This window comes from Streptomyces sp. SCL15-4, from assembly GCF_033366695.1.
GTDB lineage: Bacteria > Actinomycetota > Actinomycetes > Streptomycetales > Streptomycetaceae > Streptomyces.
The window spans coordinates 3,357,395-3,373,578 of the sequence record NZ_JAOBTQ010000001.1; the positions used below are offsets into that span (position 1 = coordinate 3,357,395).

Consider the following 16,184-nt stretch of genomic DNA (forward strand, 5'->3'; position numbering starts at 1 on the left):
GGACGCCGCCGGCGTAAACGAGGCGACGGCGTCGGCCCGTACCCCGTACATTCGCCCCTTGTGCCATCGGGGACTGAAGGGGAGAGCATGGGCAGTCGTACGTTCCTGATCGGGGGTGGCTGGGAGCGCGCCGAGGTGTACGAACCGTTTCTGCGGGAGGTGCGCGGCGAACGGCGGGTCGGCTGTCTGATCCTGGACGAGGGAGACGGCGCGGCGCAGTTCGAGCGGTACGCGGCGGCGCTGCGGAAGGCCGGTCCGGGGTGCGTGCCGGTGCCGCTGCCGGTGCCGCTCGGCGGCCGGTTCGCGCCGGAGGCCGCGCTGGACGGGATCGACGGGCTGCTGGTGTGCGGTGGGCTCACGCCCGCGTATCAGGAGGCGCTCGCGGAGTGCCTGGAGCGGCTGCCGGCGCTGCTGGCCGGGCGCGGGGTGCCGTACGCGGGCTTCTCCGCCGGTGCGGCCGTCGCCGCGCGGCGGGCCGTGGTCGGCGGGTGGCTGGTGGACGGCGTCCCGGTGTGCCCGGAGGAGACCGGCGAGGACCTGGCCGAGGTCGAGGTCCGGGCCGGGCTCGGGCTGGTGCCGTTCGCGGTGGACGTGCACGCCGCCCAGTGGGGGACGCTGGCGCGGCTGGTCGCGGCGGTCGGGCGGCGCATGGTTCCGTACGGGGTCGCCGTGGACGAGAACACGATGCTCACGGTGGGCGACGGGGAGGCGCTGGTGTCCGGTGCCGGGCGGGTGCACGTGGTGCGGCCCGCGGCGGACGGGGGCGTGGTGGTGCGGGCGTACGGCGCCGGTGAGGGCTTCGGTCTGGAGTAGCGGCGCGTCCGGGCGGGCGAGCCGCCGCGGGCCGCAGCCCCGCAGGACTGCGGCCCGGCAGAGCACTACGGCCCGGCGGGAGAGCGGGTCAGATCGTCGCCGTGTCGATCACGAAGCGGTAGCGGACGTCGCTGGCGAGGACCCGCTCGTACGCCTCGTTGATCTCGGACGCGGCGATCAGCTCTATCTCGGCGCCGATGCCGTGCTCCGCGCAGAAGTCCAGCATCTCCTGGGTCTCGCGGATGCCGCCGATCATGGAGCCCGCGAGGGTCTTGCGGCCGCCGATCACCGAGAACAGGTTGAGGGAGACCGGCTCCTCGGGCGCGCCCACGTTCACCAGCGCGCCGTCCACCTTCAGCAGCGACAGCAGCGCGCCGAAGTCCATCGGGGCGGAGACGGTGGAGACGATCAGGTCGAAGGTGCCGGCCAGTTCCTCGAAGGTCTTCGGGTCGCTGGTGGCGTGGTAGTGGTCGGCGCCCAGCTTCAGCCCGTCGTCCTTCTTGCGCAGGGACTGGGACAGCACCGTCACCTCGGCGCCCATGGCGTGCGCGAGCTTGACGGCCATGTGGCCGAGGCCGCCCAGGCCGACGATCGCGACCTTCTTGCCGGGGCCCGCGTTCCAGTGGCGCAGCGGGGAGTACGTGGTGATGCCCGCGCACAGCAGCGGCGCGGCCACGTCCAGGGACAGGCCGTCGGGGATGCGGACGACGTAGTTCTCGTCGACGACGATCTTCTCGGCGTAGCCGCCGTAGGTGGGCTCGCCGTCCTTGCCGATGGCGTTGTAGGTGCCGACCATGCCCTTCAGGCAGTACTGCTCCTCGCCGCGCAGGCAGTTCTCGCACTCGCGGCAGGAGTCGACCATGCAGCCGACGCCGACCCGGTCGCCGGCGCGGAACTTCGTCACACCGCTGCCGACCTCGGTGACGACGCCCGCGATCTCGTGGCCGGGGACCATCGGGAAGATCGCCTCGCCCCAGCCCTCGCGGACCTGGTGGATGTCGGAGTGGCAGATACCGGCGAACTTGATGTCGATCAGGACGTCGAACTCGCCGACCGCGCGGCGCTCGATGGTCGTCCGCTCCAGCGGGGACTTCGCGGCGGGCGCGGCGTATGCGGCAACAGTGGTCATGCCGGGGTTCTCCTAGCGGTCGATCTCGCGCCCGGGCTTCTTTGGTGCCGGGCAGGCGTCCAGCCTGCCGCGTACCCGGCCGCGCACCCAGACCACGCCTTTGCGTACGACCGCTGTGCCTACCACCAGCGAGGTCAGGCTCGCGGGCATACGACCAGGAATACTGGTCGTATGGACAGCAGGGACGAGCAGCCGGACACGACAGCCCTCACCGGCCGGACCCTGGACCGGCGGGCGGAGCTGAGCGAGTTTCTGCGCAGCCGGCGGGCCCGGCTGAAGCCGGAGGACGTGGGGCTGTCCGGTTTCGGACGGCACCGGCGGGTGCCGGGGCTGCGCCGGGAGGAGCTGGCGCAGCTGGCCGGGGTGTCGGTGGCGTACTACACGCGCCTTGAACAGGGCAACGGCCGGAACGTGTCGGCGGAGGTGCTCGACGCGATCGCGCGGGCCCTGCGGCTGACGGACGCCGAGCACGCCCACCTGACCCATCTGGCCAAGCCGAAGGCGCTGAAGAAGAAGCAGGGGGCGCGCCCGCAGCAGGTGCGCCCGGCGCTGCGGCAGCTGCTGCGGACCATGGAGGGCGTGCCGGCGTACGTCGTGGGGCGGCGGGCGGAGATCCTCGTCTGGAACCCGATGGCGGCGGCCCTCTTCGGCGACTGGGCGGAGCTGCCGCCGGGCGAGCGCAACTGGGCCCGGCTGGTGTTCCTGCGCCCCGACTACCGGACGCTGTTCGTCGACTGGGAGCAGAAGGCGATCGACATCGTGTGCGCCCTGCGCATGGATGCGGGCTGCCACCCGGACGATCCGAAGCTGTCGGCGCTGGTGGGCGAGCTGTCGGTGAAGAGCGAGGAGTTCCGCCGGCTGTGGGCCACGCACGACGTCAAGGAGAAGAGCCATGGCGTCAAGCACCTGCACCATCCTCTGGTGGGCGACCTGGCGCTGAACTTCGAGAGCTTCCGCCTGACGGACGGCTCGGACATGTCGCTGGTCACCTACCACGCCGACCCGGACTCTCCCACCGCCGACTCCCTGCGCCTGCTGGCCAGCTGGGGCACGGACGCCGCCCGGGCGATCCCCTCCGTCTAGTCCCGCCGTGGTGAGGGCGCCGGTCACGGTGGAAGGGTCCCGGTCACGAGCGGCGAACGGCCCGCAGCGGGCGGGTGCCTGCTGCGGGCCGCTGGTGCGGACGGTCGGCTAGCGAGGGATCACTTGCCGAAGTACGCGTTGTAGATCGTGATCTCCGACGTGTTGCCCTTCTTGTCGGTGATCTTGGCGCGGAACGAGACGGCCTTGTTCTTCGCCGGGTTCTTGACGGTGATCTTGCCGTTCTTGACGGTGGTCTTCTTGAAGTTCTTGCCGTCGTAGGAGACGTAGACGGCGAGGGACTTCAGGTTGCGGCCGGCGGCGGCGCCCTCCACGGTGACCGGGAAGGTGACCTTCTTGCCCGCGGCGACCCGGCTGTCCAGGCCGGTGGTGGCACCGAAGTGCAGGGCGGAGGCGGGCAGCTGGGTGAGGCTGCCCGGCTTCTTGGAGCGGAAGGTCCAGGCCGCGTCGATCCGGGTGGACGCCTCGGACACCTTCGCGGACCGCTTGACCGAGGTCGTCAGCTTGTACGCCGCGTCGCCGGCGGGGACCTTGAAGGTCTTGTCGCCGAACAGCGGGTCGTCGTTGCTGCCGACCTTGGTGCCGTTGCGGTACAGGGTGGTGTTCGCCGAGGTGTAGGCCGAGTACCCGGCGTGCTTGGCGGAGTCGGCGAACAGCGGCAGCGCGCCGAAGATCTCGTTGCCGTCCCGGAAGATGCCGAAGTCCTTGCCCACGTGCGGGCCGAAGACCGCGGTGTTGACCGTCTTGGTGTAGCTCTGGCCGGCCTTGAAGGAGAACCGGCCGAGCGAGTAGCCGGCGTCGGAGACCGGGAAGCCGTCCTGGTCCACCCCGCCGTTCTGGCCGAACTCCAGCTCCCAGCGCACGCCGTCCTTGGCGGACAGGTGCAGGGTGCGGGTGCCGGGCAGGTTCTGCGGGATGCTGATGGAGGAGGCGCCGGAGCTGCCGGGCAGCCAGCCGACCGCGTCGACGGAGCCCTTCTTGCCGCGGGCCGCCGCGCCCATCCGGACCTTCACCGTGGCCAGGTCGCCCGCCTTGTAGTGCCGGGTGTAGCCGGTGGCGAGCTGCTTGACCTGGCCGCCGGAGGTGACGGCGTACTCCTCCGTCGCGCCCTTGGTCCAGTGGCCGTCCCACTGCTGGCGCAGCGTGCCGGCGGGCAGCTGCGGGCCCAGGTGCGCGGTGCGGAAGTTCTTGTACGAGTCCAGGAACCAGCCGTAGCCGTACTGGCCGTCGCCGATCGTGACGTCGAAGGCCGGCGAGGCGAACTGGGACTTCAGGCCCGAGCCCGGGACGGTGATGTCCACCGGCTTGGTCTTGCGCGCGTCGAGGGTGATCGTCTGCTTCTTGCCGACGGTCAGCTTCGGCTGCGCGATCCAGTCGGTGCCCTTGGCGGCGTTCTTCGGGTCGGCGTAGACGGCGGTGTTGAGGATGTACGTGCCCTTGGGCGCGCGCACCTTCACCGTGCCGGACTTGTCGTACGGCGTCAGCCAGGTGCCGTTCGCCAGGCCCGCCACGCCGCTGAGGTCGACGTTGTAGTACGGGGCGGGCTTGCCGTCCCGGCCGATGACCTTCAGCGTGACGTCGTAGGACTCCACCTCGCGCTGCACCGCGGCGGCCGTGCGGACGCTCTGGCCGTCGCCCGTCGCCGTGACGTACGCGGAGTAGGCGCCGTCGACGGTGCCGCCCAGCCTGGTGTCGACGGTGAGGTCGACCGCGGCCGTGCCGTGCGCCGGGACGGTGACCCGGTCCGCGCCGAGCTTGAAGAAGCCGGCCGGGGCCGCCGCGCCCTTGGGGTCGGTGGCGGAGCTGGTCAGGGTGAGCGTGACGTCCTTGTCGCCGAGGTTGCGGTAGGTCAGCTTCTTGGTGACCTGGGTGTCGTCGGTGTGCGGCCACTGCTGGACGCCGAAGCTCAGCGAGACCGGGTCGGCGACGACCGACTGGTTGATGGCCTTGTCGACCTGGATGCGGCCCGAGCCCTGCTCGAAGGGGGTGTACGCGCCGCCCTTGGTGGAGCCGGTCAGGGCGCCCTTCAGCTCGGTGGAGCGCCAGTCGGGGTGCTCCTGCTTCAGCAGGGCCGCGGCGCCCGCGACGTGCGGGGTGGCCATCGAGGTGCCGGAGATGGTCAGGTAGCCCTCGGGCTTCTGGCCGACCTCCTGGTCGATGACGCTGCCCGCGGCCGCGGCGGCGGTGATGTCGACGCCCGGCGCGGTGACGTCCGGCTTGATGGCGCCGTCGCCGGCGCGCGGGCCGGTGGAGGAGAAGTCCGCCAGCTGGTCCTTGTCGTCGACGGCGCCGACGGTGAGCGCGGCGTCGGCGCTGCCCGGCGAACCGACCGACTGGGGGCCGTCGTTGCCCGCGGCGATCGCGAACAGGACGCCCTTCTCGGCGGAGAGCTTGTTGACCTCGGCTTCGAGCGGGTCGATGCCGGGAGAGTCGTAGCCGCCGAGGCTGAGGTTGACGACGTCGGCGCCCTGGCCGGCCGCCCACTCCATGCCGGCGAGGATGCCGGAGTCGTCGCCGTAGCCGGAGTCGTCCAGGACCTTGCCGTTGAGGAGCTTGGCGTCCGGGGCCACACCCTTGTACTTGCCGCCGGACTTGGCGCCGGTGCCCGCCACGATGGAGGCGACGTGCGTGCCGTGGCCGAAGTGGTCGGTGGCGTCGGCGGCGGAGGTGAAGTTCTTCGCTCCGGCCACCTGGTCCTTCAGGTCCGGGTGGCGGGTGTCCACGCCGGTGTCCAGGACGGCGACCTTGACGCCCTTGCCGGTGTAGCCGGCCTTCCAGGCGGCGGGCGCGCCGATCTGCGGCACGGACTTGTCGAGGCTGGCCTTGCGGACCCCGTCGAGCCAGACGTGCGCGATGCCGGAGGCGGTCTTGTCGCCGTTGGTGACGGCGTCCCACAGTCCGGCGGTGTCCTCGGCCGGGGTCTGGACGGCGTCCGCGTTGAGCGTCTTCAGGCTGCGGCGCAGGGTGCCCGCGTCCCGGACGTCGGCCTTGGCCGCGGACGCGGTGCCGCGGTAGCCGACGATGACCTTCAGGCCGCTCTTGTGCGCCTTGCGGGTGGCGGCCTTGTTCAGCTCGGTCACGTCGAACAGGCGCTGGTCCAGCGTGCCGGAGGCGACCAGGCGGGCCGCGTCGGCGGGGATGACCAGCGTGTGGCCGGCCGCCTTGCGGACCTGGAAGGGTATGTGCTCGCGGCCCTTGGCCCGCTCCAGGCCGACGATGCGGCCCTTGGCGTCGAGGGCGACGCGGTCACCGGTGATCAGGGTGACGTGGTGCTGGGCGGTGAGCGCGGAGGCGCCCGCGGAGGTGCGGGCGGGCTTGGCCGACGCGGGGCTGGTCATACCCGCTGCGAGGGCTACCGCCGCGGCCGTCGCCACGGTGGCCGCGGCCGCTCTTTTCACTTGTACGCGCAAGATCTCCCCCTGGAGATGAGGTACCGGGCGAATTCCCCGTTCACCCGGCCGGGGGCGGACTCGCACAATTGCGCGTCGGCCTCCCGGGCAACGAAGTATGCCGGGAGGCGATCACGCGGCTCAATAGCGGAGGGAACGGTGGGAAAGCACGGCCGGAAACTGTTACGCGCCCTCCGGAGCACCGTTACAGAATCGCGAAGTCCCTTGGAACCAGGCGGTGTTATGGAGTGTCAGGCGTCCGCGTTCTCTCTCGCGGCGAGTCTCCCCTTGCGCGGGATGGCCGGGCGATGGCGGCGCGCTGCCGCCGTCCTCCGGACCTCTCGCCGGGCACATGCCCGAGGCGCGGTCCGTGAAACGACGATGCCGCCCCGGGAAGGGGCGGCATCAACGCGAGGTGCTGCGGGGTCGTCAGACGGCCGAACCGGCCTTCCACTGCGCCCAGTCCATGTTCCAGCCGTTGAGGCCGTTGTCCGGCGAGACCGTCTTGTCGCCGGTGTGCTGGACGACCACGACGTCACCGATCAGCGTGTGGTTGTAGAACCAGGCCGCGGGCGTGCTCGGGTCGTTCGCGCCCTTCGCGTCCCGCAGGCCGACACAGCCGTGGCTGGTGTTCGCGCTGCCGAACACCGACGGCGCGCCCCAGTAGTTGCCGTGGATGAAGGTGCCCGAGGTGGTCAGGCGCATGGCGTGCGGCACGTCCTTGATGTCGTACTCGCCCTTGCCGTCGTCGTCGGTGAAGCCGACCGTGGCGCCGTTCATGCGGGTCTGCTTGAACTTCTCGGAGATCACCATCCGGCCCTCGTACGTCTTGTTGTCGGGCGAGCCGGCGGAGATCGGTATGGTCTTGACGACCTTGCCGTCCTGCGTGATCTTCATCTGCTTGGTCTGCGCGTCGACGTAGGAGACCTGGTTGCGGCCGATGTGGAAGGTGACCGTCTTCTGCTGGACGCCGTAGACGCCGTTCGCGCCCTGGACGCCGTCGAGCGCCAGCTTCAGGGTGACGGTGGAGCCTTCCTTCCAGTAGTCCTCCGGGCGGCAGTCCATGCGGTTGGCGCCGAACCAGTGGCAGGCGATCTCCTGGCCGCTGCTGGAGCTGACCGTGATGCCCTTCTGCACGGCCGCCTTGTCGGTGATCGCCTTGTCGAAGTTGATCGACACGGGCATGCCGACGCCGACCGTGGAGCCGTTGTCCGGGGTGAAGGTGCCGATGAAGCTGTTGGCCGGGGAGACCGTGGTGAAGGAGGCGTTCTCGTGGGCTATGCGGCCCTCGGAGTCCTTGGCCTCCGCGGCGACCTTGTAGGTGGTGGACCGCTCCAGCGGGGTGCTGGGCTTCCAGCTCTTCTTGTCGGCGGACAGCTGCCCGGCGACGGACTTGCCGTCCTGGGCGGTCATGGTGACGCCGGTGAGCGTGCCCTTGCCGACCGTCACGGCGGCGGAGTTGTTGATCGACGCGTTGGCCGAGCCGTCCTTCGGCGTGATCGTGATCTGCGCCTCGGAGGACTTCTTGGCCGCCGCCTCGTCGACCTTGGCCTGCGAGGTGTCGCCGCTGCCGCCGCCGGAGGCGTCGGCGTCGCCGCCGGAACACGCCGTGAGCACCAGCACACCGCCGAGCAGAGCGGAAGCGGCCGCCAGGCGCCCGCGCCGCTTACTGTCCGTCATCACAAGCTTCTCCATCGTTGCCGAGTCGCGATAACCCCGAGAGTCCCCCGTCAAGAACCTTCAACGCTACGGCCGGTTCGTCCCGTTCCCGCCCCGTGGATCTGTGGGGCATCCCACGTCCGCGGCTCGCGGCGGGTGACGGAGGTGCGGGATACGGTCCGCGCGTCCCCTGGGACGACGAAAACCCCGGACGGCGGGTGCCGTCCGGGGTTCTGGTGCCCCGGGACGCTCAGCCGATGCCGTCCTCTTGTTCGTCGTCCTCCCCATCATCCTCGTCCAGGTCCCACTCGGGCGAATCGGGGTCGTAGTCGATGCGCTCGCTGGACCAGGACGCCTGCTGCAACTCCACCCCGGGCACCTCGCTGACCAGGTCGAACGGATCCACGAGATACGCCAGGGCCTCGGCGGTGTCTTCCGTCACAGCGGACTCGGCGTGGGCCCGCTCCGCCTGCGGCAGCTCGTCGTCCCCGGCGAGGCGGCGCAGCGCGGCCTTGGTCAGCTCGCCCTCGTCCTGCACCTCCAGCACCAGCTCCACCCGAAGCCGCACAAAGCGTGATGTCTCTTCTGTGCTCATGGCGGGAGCGTACGGCCGAAACCTCCCGTGACTTTCCTGTGACCCGCGCCTTTCACTAACATCGCCCCACACGGCCAATTCGCCAGCGTCACAAGGGGATCGATATTCCGTGTCATCCGTTCGCCGTCCGCTGCTGACCGCCACCGCCGCGGGCACCCTGCTGTGCGCACTGTGGTTCGTCCCGTCCGCGAACGCCTCGCAGAACACCCCGGACAGAGAGACGGCGACCACCTCGACGCCGGCGCGGGTCACGCAGGCCGTGCAGGTCAGAGCGGTGTCGGCGCCGGCCGGGAGCACGGACCGGGCGACCGCGGAGGCCGAACTGGCCGACACCGGCTCGTTCGACACCACCCCGTACGTCGTCGGCGGCAGCCTGCTGCTCGCCGTGGGCGCCGGTTTCGTCGTGTACTCGGTGCGCCGCGAACGCCTGGGGCTTTAGCTTTCCTTGACGAAATCTTGACGATGGCGGTGACCGGCTTCCGCGGCGGTGTCCCCGGCCGGAGCGAGGCCGGGTCCGCGGACGCCGAGCGCGACCCGGTGCTCCAGACGTTCACCGGCATCGCGCCCGGCGCCCCTCGCGGTGTACACCGCGGCCGGCCTCGGCGCGATGACGAGCGAGAAGCCCTGCGCGGTCTCCCGCCGGTCGCGAAGGCGCGGGCCGCCGGGCCGAGGTGACGGTCCGCCACGGACCGGCGGGGCCCCGGCGCGGGGCCCCGCCCTCGTTCACCGGAGCGGGCCGGTGACCTCCTCCACGGCCGCCACCAGCTTCCCGCCGCGCACGAAGGCGTCGGCGGCGGCCAGGTCGGGCGCCAGGAACCGGTCCGGGCCCGGGCCCTGGACGCCGGCGGCGCGCACGGCGTCGAGGACGGCCCGCGTGGCGGGCGCCGGGGTGAGGCCCTCGCGCAGCTCGACGGCGCGGGTGGCCGCGTACAGCTCGACGGCGATGACCCGGGTGAGGTTGTCCACGGCGGTGCGCAGCTTGCGCGCGGCCGACCAGCCCATGGAGACGTGGTCCTCCTGCATGGCGGAGGACGGGATGGAGTCCGCGGAGGCCGGTACGGCGAGCCGCTTCAGCTCGCCGACCAGCGCGGCCTGGGTGTACTGGGCGATCATCAGCCCGGAGTCCACACCGGCGTCGTCGGCGAGGAACGGCGGCAGGCCGTGGCTGCGGTTCTTGTCCAGCAGCCGGTCGGTGCGGCGCTCGGCGATGGAGCCGAGGTCGGCGGCGGCGATGGCGAGGAAGTCCAGTACGTAGGCCACGGGCGCGCCGTGGAAGTTGCCGTTGGACTCCACCCTTCCGTCGGGCAGGACGACGGGGTTGTCCACGGCGGAGGCCAGCTCCCGCTCGGCGACCAGGCGGGCGTGCGCGAGCGTGTCGCGTCCGGCGCCGGCGACCTGCGGGGCGCAGCGCACGGAGTAGGCGTCCTGGACGCGCGGGGCGTCGTCCTGGTGGTGTCCGGTGAGCCCCGAACCCTTCAGCACGGCGAGCATGTTGGCGGCGCTGGCGGCCTGCCCCGGGTGCGGGCGGATGGCGTGCAGCTCGGGTGCGAGCACCTTGTCGCTGCCGAGCAGGGCCTCCAGGGTGAGGGCGGCGGTGACGTCGGCGGACTTGTAGAGGGTGTCCAGGTCGGCGAGGGCCATGACCAGCATGCCGAGCATGCCGTCGGTGCCGTTGAGCAGGGCGAGGCCCTCCTTCTCGCGCAGCTCGACGGGCCGGATCCCGTGCTCGTCGAGCAGCTCGCCGGCGGGCCGGACACGTCCGTCGGGGCCTTCCGCCTCGCCTTCGCCCATGAGGGTGAGGGCGCAGTGGGACAGCGGGGCCAGATCGCCGGAGCAGCCGAGGGAGCCGTACTCGTGCACGACCGGCGTGATCCCGGCGTTCAGCACGTCGGCCATGGTCTGCGCGACCTCGGGCCGCACTCCGGTGTGGCCCGAGCAGACGGTCTTGAGCCGCAGGAACATCAGGGCCCGTACGACCTCGCGCTCCACCCGGGGACCCATGCCGGCGGCGTGCGAGCGGACGATGTTGCGCTGCAGCTGGGCGCGCAGCTCCGGGCTGATGTGCCGGGTCGCCAGGGCGCCGAAGCCGGTGGAGACGCCGTAGACCGGGTCGGGCTTGGCCGCCAGCGCGTCCACGATCTCCCGGGCCGCCGCGAGGGCCGCCACCGCCTCCGCCGACAGCTCGATGCGGGCACCGCCGCGCGCCACGGCGAGAACGTCGGACGCCGTGACCCCGGACGTCCCCACCACCACAGTGTGCATATCCATATTCAGGAGCCTACGCATTGAATGCGGCGGTGTCACTAGTGGACACCGGAGGCACCCCTTACCGCACGGTGTGGGCTTCGCCTCACGGCAGGCGCCCGCGGAACCGGCGCCGCTCGGCGCGCGGAGGCGGCGGCTCGTCGGCCAGCCGGACCACCGGGTCGCCCGGCCCCTCCCGCCCGGCCACCACCGGCCGGTCCAGGCGCAGCGCCTTCGCCCGGTACTGGGCGGCGTCCGCGAGCCGGAACAGCCGCCGGGCGTCGCGCACCTCGCCGATCGCCTCCTCGGTCGAGGCGACCCCGCACGCGACCCCCTCCCCCGGCTCCAGCTCCCCGGCCCTGCGGCACAGCTCGTCCGCCGCCTTCACCACGTCGTCGGCGGGCGGCCCGACCGCGACCAGGCAGAACTCGTCCCCGCCGAGCCGCGCGACCAGCGCGCCCGGCACCATCGCGCCGCACAGCGACAGCACCGAGCCGAAGCGCTCCAGGAGCCGGTCGCCGACGGCGTGCCCGAGGGTGTCGTTGACCCGCTTGAGCCCGTTGAGGTCGCAGACGACGAGGCTGACCACCGCGCCCTCCGCGCGGTGCCGCTCGACGGCCTCCTCCAGGCACACGTCCACGGCCCGCCGGTTGGCGAGGCCGGTGAGGGCGTCGGTGTAGGCGAGCCGGCGGGCCTCCTCCAGCCGCTCGGTCTGCGCGATGCCCGCGGCGACGACGGCGGCGAGCACGGTGGCGAAGTCGGAGTCGGCCCGCGCGAACACCGGGGCGCCGGGCGGGCGGGCCACGTACAGCTCGCCCCAGGCCCGGCCGTGCAGCACGACGGGGGCGACGACACAGCACCCGCGTCCCCGGCGCCGCAGGGCGGCGACCCGCTGGTGGAAGTAGCCCGGGGTTCCGGCGGCCGAGCCGTCGGCGGTCTCCACCCAGGCGTTGGGCCCTCCGCCGCCGGCCCACCGCTCGTGCAGGAACTCGGTGATCTCCGGGAACTGGTGCACCGGGTAGGTCTCGGCCTCCGGGAACTCCTCCTCGTCCGCGGCCCTGTCCCCCACGTTCGCGAGGACCCGGAGCCGGCCCAGCTCCCGCTCCCACACCGACAGCGCGGCGAAGCCGCCGTCCAGCGCGTGGCAGGCGCCGAGGGCGGCGGCCTGCCAGCACTCGCGCGGGGTGTGCGCCGCCGCCATGCCCTGAGCCAGCGCCACGACCGCGGCGAGCCGCTTGTCCTCAGCCATTACTCCAGATTAGGGAGTAATGCGGATATAAGGGATGTCTGTGCGGCGATCAGGTGGACAATGACCGGCCCCGCGGCCCGGCACCCTTCCCCGTGCCCCGTCGGCGGACCGCTACTCCCCGGGCCACTCGGGCTTGCGCTTCTCGTTGAAGGCGGCCACGCCCTCCGCCCGGTCGCCCGAGAAGGCCACCGAGCGCCATGCCGCGTCCTCGACCTCCAGACCGGCCCGCAGGTCCAGCCCGTGGCCGAGCCGCAGCGCCCGCTTGGCGGCCCGCAGTCCGACCGGCGAGTTCCCGGCGATCCGCGCCCCGAGCGCCAGCGCCTCCTCGCGGTCCCGGCCCTCCTCCACCAGCCGGTCCACCAGCCCGAGCCGGGCGGCCTCCTCCGCCTCCACCCGCCGGGCCGAGAAGATCAGCTCGGCGGCCCGCGCGGCCCCGACCCGCCGGGGCAGCAGCTGCGTGCCGCCGCCGCCCGGGATCACGCCCACGGACACCTCCGGCAGCCCCACCACGGCCGTACGGTCCGCCACGATCAGGTCGCAGGAGAGCGCCAGTTCGAAACCGCCGCCCAGCGCGAAGCCGTGCACCGCGGCGATCGTCGGCATGGGCAGCTCCAGCACCCCGGTGTACGCCGCCCGCGCCACCGGCCGCTGCCGTACCAGGTCGGCGTCGGTGAAGGAGTTCCGCTCCTTCAGGTCCGCCCCGACACAGAACGCCCGTTCGTGCGACGAGGTCAGCACGACCACCCGGGCATCTCGGTCACCGGCGAGCGCGGCGCACGCGCCCGCGAGGGAGCGGGCCATCCCGGTGGAGACGGCGTTCATCGCCTTGGGCCGGTCCAGCACCAGCTCCGCGACCTGCCCGTGCCGCCGCACCAGCACGAACTCCCCGTACCGCTCCTCGCTCATGACACCCTCCGGTTAACGCGGGTTAACTCACTGTGGGACCGATCATCGCAGCCGTACCCGATCCGGGAAAAGACCCGGGGTCCTACGCCCGTTCGAGTGACGTCCCGGCCGTCTCCCGGCGCACCGCCCACGGCACCGCGGAGCGCGCGCCGGCCATGGCCCGCGGCGCGGAGGCAACCGTGACACACAGCTGCGCGATCCGTCGGGGACGGGGCGCACGCGCCGGCGGGCGTCCTCGGTGGGAGCGGTGAGGGCCGGGGGCCGTGGACGGCGGTGCGGTGGGCCGGGTCGCGCCGGACGGCGGTGCAGGGCTCGGTGCCCGGGGCCCGGCGGCCGGAGCGGTGGGCGGTCCGGTGCGCCGGCGTCCGGGGCCGGGCGCGGCGCGGCCCGCCGGCCCGAGCGCGTCCCGGCACCGGCATCCACCGCCACTGCGGCCAGGCCGAGCCCGGCACCGGCTCCCACCGGCATGTGCCCGCTCCTGATCGGCCTGTGCGCGGACGTGCTCGACGGCCCGGCGGGCGCGGCTAGGAGGACCGGCCCTCACGGCGGTTGAGCAGCCACGGCTCGACCACGCCGAGCCCGCGCACCGGCCGCTGCCACATCGGCTGGAGAGCGAAGCGGTACGACGGCGGGTCCTCGCCCTCCTTCTCGGCCGCCGCGGCCTCCGCCTCGGAGACGGGCGCCTCGCCGGTACGGATCAGCTCCTCGGCGAAGGCGCTGTCCACCAGCACGGCATCACGCGGGGCTATCGAGGTCAGCCGGGAGGCCAGGTTCACCGTCGTACCGAACACATCACCCATCCGGGTGGTCACCGTGCCGAAGGCCATGCCGACCCGCAGCTCGGGCATCGTCTCGTCGTTCGCCAGCGTCTCCACCAGGCGCAGCGCGATGTCCGCGGCGATCCCGGCGTCGTCCGCCGCGTACAGCACCTCGTCGCCGAGGGTCTTGATCAGCCGGCCGCCGCGCGCGGCCACCAGGTCGGCGGCGGTGGTCTCGAAGGCCTCCACCAGCTCGCCCAGCTCCTCTTCCTCCATCCGGCGGGTGAGCCGGGTGAAACCGACGAGGTCGGCGAAGCCGACGGCGAGCCGCCGGTCGACCATCTCCTCGTCGTCGGCGGCCTGCACGACCCGGCCCGTCGCGGCGGCGAGCTGCCGCCGCCAGACGTAGACCAGGAACTCCTCCAGCTCCGGCAGCAACAACTCGACCAGCGGGTACGTCACCTCGGTGCGGGTCATGCCGGGCTCCGGAGGCTCGGTCAGCCCCTCCAGGAACGAGTCGATCTGCCACTCGGCCAGCCGGGCGGTGGTCTGCCCCGTGGACCGGGCCACCTGCACCGCCATCGCCTCGCTGAGCAGCCCGGCCTCCACCAGACCGGCGAGCCGCCGCAGGGCCAGGACGTCGGCCTCGGTGAGCGCCTTCGCCTGCCCTATGTCCGCGAACCCCATGGCCCGCCAGAACCGGGACGCCAGCTCCATGGAGACACCGGCGCTCCGGGCCGCCTGGAACGGGGTGTAGCGGCGCTCGGCACCCAGGATGAGCTGTTCGAGCCGCAGGGCCAGCGGGTCCTCGCCGTTGTCGGGGGCGTGGGGATCCACCCGGCCGTCCCCGCCAGCGCCGGAGCCCGTGTCGTCGACGGTCACGCCTGCTGCCCTTCCGATCTGCCACGGTCAGGTTTCGACCGGCCTCAACTCTACGGCAGGTGTGCGCCAGCTCACTCCGTCGGGTTGAGCCGACGGGCCCCTTCCCGGCACCGGGAACACCAGCCGGCACCAGCGCCTCGGCCGCGGGTGGCGGCGCCGCCGAGGCCCTTCCGTCTTAACGGAACGCGCCGGTGAGTGCCCGTCCGCGGCGGCTGGCGCGGCGGCACGAGAACCTCTACGGCCAACCGATTCCGCGCCGTTCCGAGCACGGACACCTCCGGCGCGGGCCTCCGGCGTGACGCGCACCCCCACATCCCCGCACAGGCACCGCAGGCATCCCGCCCATGCCCCGCACCGGGACACCACGGGACACCGAGACGAACCCCGAACGCGCACCGCACCCCGCACAGCCGCCGCAGGCACCCGCCACGCCCTGCACCCCGGCACCACACCGGACCGGACCACACCGCACCCGAAGACCCCGGCCGAGCCCCCGGAAGGGTCACGCCGGCCGCAGATGGACGATGTCGCCCGCCCCCACCGGCTGCTGGACCCCTTCCTCCGTGGCGATGACCAGCCGTCCGTCACCGTCCAGCGCCACGGCCTCCCCCACCACCGACCGGTCGCCGGGCAGCTCGGCCCGGACCTCCCGCCCGAGCGTGGCGCACCCCGCCGTGTACGTCTCCTGCAACCCGCACTCCGCGGGATCGCCGCCCGCCGCCCGCCAGCGCCCGTACCAGTCCTCCAGCGCCCGCAGCACCGCCCGCAGCAACGGGTCCCGGTCCGTCCCCGCCGCCCCGGCCAGCGCCAGCGACCCCGCCTGCGGAACCGGCAGCTCCTCCGCCCGCAGGCTGACGTTGATGCCGACGCCGATGACGACACCGTCGTCACCGGCCCGCTCCGCGAGGATGCCCCCGGCCTTCCGCTCCTGACCGCCGACGGTCACCAGCAGGTCGTTCGGCCACTTCAGCGCCGTGTCCACGCCCGCCGCCCGCGCCAGCCCGGTCGCCACCGCGACCCCGGTCAGCAGCGGCAGCCAGCCCCACCGTTCCACCGGCACCTCACGGGGCCTGAGCAGGACGGAGAAGAACAGCCCGGACCGCGGCGGCGCGCTCCACCGCCGGTCCAGCCTGCCCCGGGCCGCCGTCTGCTCCTCCGCGACCAGCACCACCCCCTCCTCGGCCTTGCCGGCGGCGGCCCGCGCCACGAGGTCGGAGTTGGTGGAACCGGTCTGCCGTACCACCTCGATGTCGCGGTACAGCCCCCCTTCCCGGACCAGCCCGCGCCGCAGTGCCGCGGCGTTCAGGGGCGGGCGGTCGAGGTCGGACCAGCGGCTGTCGTCTGATGGATTCTGCGGCGTCATGCAAGCCACCCTAGGTGTGGTAAACGACGCACTGCCGATCGGTAGCCCCACCACTACTCTACGAACGAGTAACCGTCCCCCCTTTTGAGCAGGCAG

The 16,184-nt window shown here is 72.7% G+C and carries 13 protein-coding genes; 3 read left to right on the forward strand and 10 right to left on the reverse strand.

From position 1 onward, the window contains the following. Positions 1-87: 87 nt before the first annotated feature. Positions 88-813: a hypothetical protein gene (locus tag SCK26_RS14365; protein ID WP_318201710.1), complete on the forward strand. Its 726-nt coding sequence runs from the start codon at positions 88-90 to the stop codon at positions 811-813. 88 nt (positions 814-901) lie between these two features. On the opposite strand, the gene SCK26_RS14370 is transcribed toward SCK26_RS14365, so the two are convergent. Both SCK26_RS14370 and SCK26_RS14375 read right to left on the reverse strand, forming a co-directional pair. Beyond that, the gene (locus SCK26_RS14370; protein ID WP_318201711.1) at positions 902-1,942 is read right to left on the reverse strand and encodes an NAD(P)-dependent alcohol dehydrogenase; all 1,041 of its coding nucleotides are present in this window, start codon (positions 1,940-1,942) and stop codon (positions 902-904) included. A 12-nt stretch (positions 1,943-1,954) separates the two neighbouring features. Continuing rightward, positions 1,955-2,092 carry a hypothetical protein gene (locus SCK26_RS14375; RefSeq protein ID WP_318201712.1) on the reverse strand — a complete coding sequence of 46 codons (138 nt, stop codon included), beginning with the start codon at positions 2,090-2,092 and terminating at the stop codon, positions 1,955-1,957. A gap of 21 nt (positions 2,093-2,113) precedes the next feature. On the opposite strand from SCK26_RS14375, the gene SCK26_RS14380 reads away from it, so the two are divergent. After that, complete coding sequence (locus tag SCK26_RS14380) at positions 2,114-3,025, forward strand: helix-turn-helix transcriptional regulator (protein WP_318201713.1); 912 nt, start codon at positions 2,114-2,116, stop codon at positions 3,023-3,025. A gap of 119 nt (positions 3,026-3,144) precedes the next feature. Here the strand turns inward: SCK26_RS14380 and SCK26_RS14385 are convergent, their stop codons facing one another. From SCK26_RS14385 to SCK26_RS14395, 3 genes are all read right to left on the reverse strand, one after another. Continuing rightward, positions 3,145-6,441, reverse strand: coding sequence for a S8 family peptidase (locus SCK26_RS14385; RefSeq protein ID WP_318201714.1), 3,297 nt, complete (start codon positions 6,439-6,441; stop codon positions 3,145-3,147). 420 nt (positions 6,442-6,861) lie between these two features. Continuing rightward, entirely contained in the window at positions 6,862-8,112 is a 1,251-nt protein-coding gene (locus SCK26_RS14390) for a L,D-transpeptidase (protein WP_318201715.1), read from the reverse strand. A gap of 229 nt (positions 8,113-8,341) precedes the next feature. After that, positions 8,342-8,686 (reverse strand): hypothetical protein, encoded by a 345-nt coding sequence (locus SCK26_RS14395; protein WP_318201716.1) that lies wholly within the window; start codon positions 8,684-8,686, stop codon positions 8,342-8,344. A gap of 109 nt (positions 8,687-8,795) precedes the next feature. Here SCK26_RS14395 and SCK26_RS14400 point away from each other — a divergent pair, with 109 nt between their 5' ends. After that, positions 8,796-9,125 carry an LAETG motif-containing sortase-dependent surface protein gene (locus SCK26_RS14400; RefSeq protein ID WP_318201717.1) on the forward strand — a complete coding sequence of 110 codons (330 nt, stop codon included), beginning with the start codon at positions 8,796-8,798 and terminating at the stop codon, positions 9,123-9,125. Between the two features lie 284 nt (positions 9,126-9,409). On the opposite strand, the gene hutH is transcribed toward SCK26_RS14400, so the two are convergent. From hutH to SCK26_RS14425, 5 genes are all read right to left on the reverse strand, one after another. Beyond that, positions 9,410-10,948, reverse strand: coding sequence for a histidine ammonia-lyase (hutH, locus tag SCK26_RS14405; RefSeq protein ID WP_318206009.1), 1,539 nt, complete (start codon positions 10,946-10,948; stop codon positions 9,410-9,412). A gap of 88 nt (positions 10,949-11,036) precedes the next feature. Further along, the gene (locus SCK26_RS14410; protein ID WP_318201718.1) at positions 11,037-12,179 is read right to left on the reverse strand and encodes a GGDEF domain-containing protein; all 1,143 of its coding nucleotides are present in this window, start codon (positions 12,177-12,179) and stop codon (positions 11,037-11,039) included. Between the two features lie 111 nt (positions 12,180-12,290). Beyond that, positions 12,291-13,085, reverse strand: a complete 795-nt coding sequence (locus tag SCK26_RS14415; protein WP_318201719.1) for an enoyl-CoA hydratase/isomerase family protein — start codon at positions 13,083-13,085, stop codon at positions 12,291-12,293. A gap of 524 nt (positions 13,086-13,609) precedes the next feature. After that, a complete protein-coding gene (locus SCK26_RS14420; protein ID WP_318201720.1) occupies positions 13,610-14,725 on the reverse strand; it encodes an adenylate/guanylate cyclase domain-containing protein in 1,116 nt (371 codons plus the stop codon). 502 nt (positions 14,726-15,227) lie between these two features. Continuing rightward, on the reverse strand, positions 15,228-16,088 hold the full coding sequence (locus SCK26_RS14425; protein ID WP_318201721.1) for a biotin--[acetyl-CoA-carboxylase] ligase: 861 nt from the start codon (positions 16,086-16,088) through the stop codon (positions 15,228-15,230). Between the last annotated feature and the right edge of the window lie 96 nt (positions 16,089-16,184).

What these genes read in the sequence shown, in the direction of transcription:
- SCK26_RS14410 (WP_318201718.1), bottom strand. Translation starts at nt 12,179, where the DNA reads ATGGCTGAGGACAAGCGGCTCGCCGCGGTCGTGGCGCTGGCTCAGGGC.
- SCK26_RS14395 (WP_318201716.1), bottom strand. Translation starts at nt 8,686, where the DNA reads ATGAGCACAGAAGAGACATCACGCTTTGTGCGGCTTCGGGTGGAGCTG.
- SCK26_RS14365 (WP_318201710.1), top strand. Translation starts at nt 88, where the DNA reads ATGGGCAGTCGTACGTTCCTGATCGGGGGTGGCTGGGAGCGCGCCGAG.
- SCK26_RS14380 (WP_318201713.1), top strand. Translation starts at nt 2,114, where the DNA reads ATGGACAGCAGGGACGAGCAGCCGGACACGACAGCCCTCACCGGCCGG.
- SCK26_RS14375 (WP_318201712.1), bottom strand. Translation starts at nt 2,092, where the DNA reads ATGCCCGCGAGCCTGACCTCGCTGGTGGTAGGCACAGCGGTCGTACGC.
- SCK26_RS14415 (WP_318201719.1), bottom strand. Translation starts at nt 13,085, where the DNA reads ATGAGCGAGGAGCGGTACGGGGAGTTCGTGCTGGTGCGGCGGCACGGG.
- SCK26_RS14390 (WP_318201715.1), bottom strand. Translation starts at nt 8,112, where the DNA reads ATGACGGACAGTAAGCGGCGCGGGCGCCTGGCGGCCGCTTCCGCTCTG.
- SCK26_RS14370 (WP_318201711.1), bottom strand. Translation starts at nt 1,942, where the DNA reads ATGACCACTGTTGCCGCATACGCCGCGCCCGCCGCGAAGTCCCCGCTG.
- hutH (WP_318206009.1), bottom strand. Translation starts at nt 10,948, where the DNA reads ATGCACACTGTGGTGGTGGGGACGTCCGGGGTCACGGCGTCCGACGTT.
- SCK26_RS14425 (WP_318201721.1), bottom strand. Translation starts at nt 16,088, where the DNA reads ATGACGCCGCAGAATCCATCAGACGACAGCCGCTGGTCCGACCTCGAC.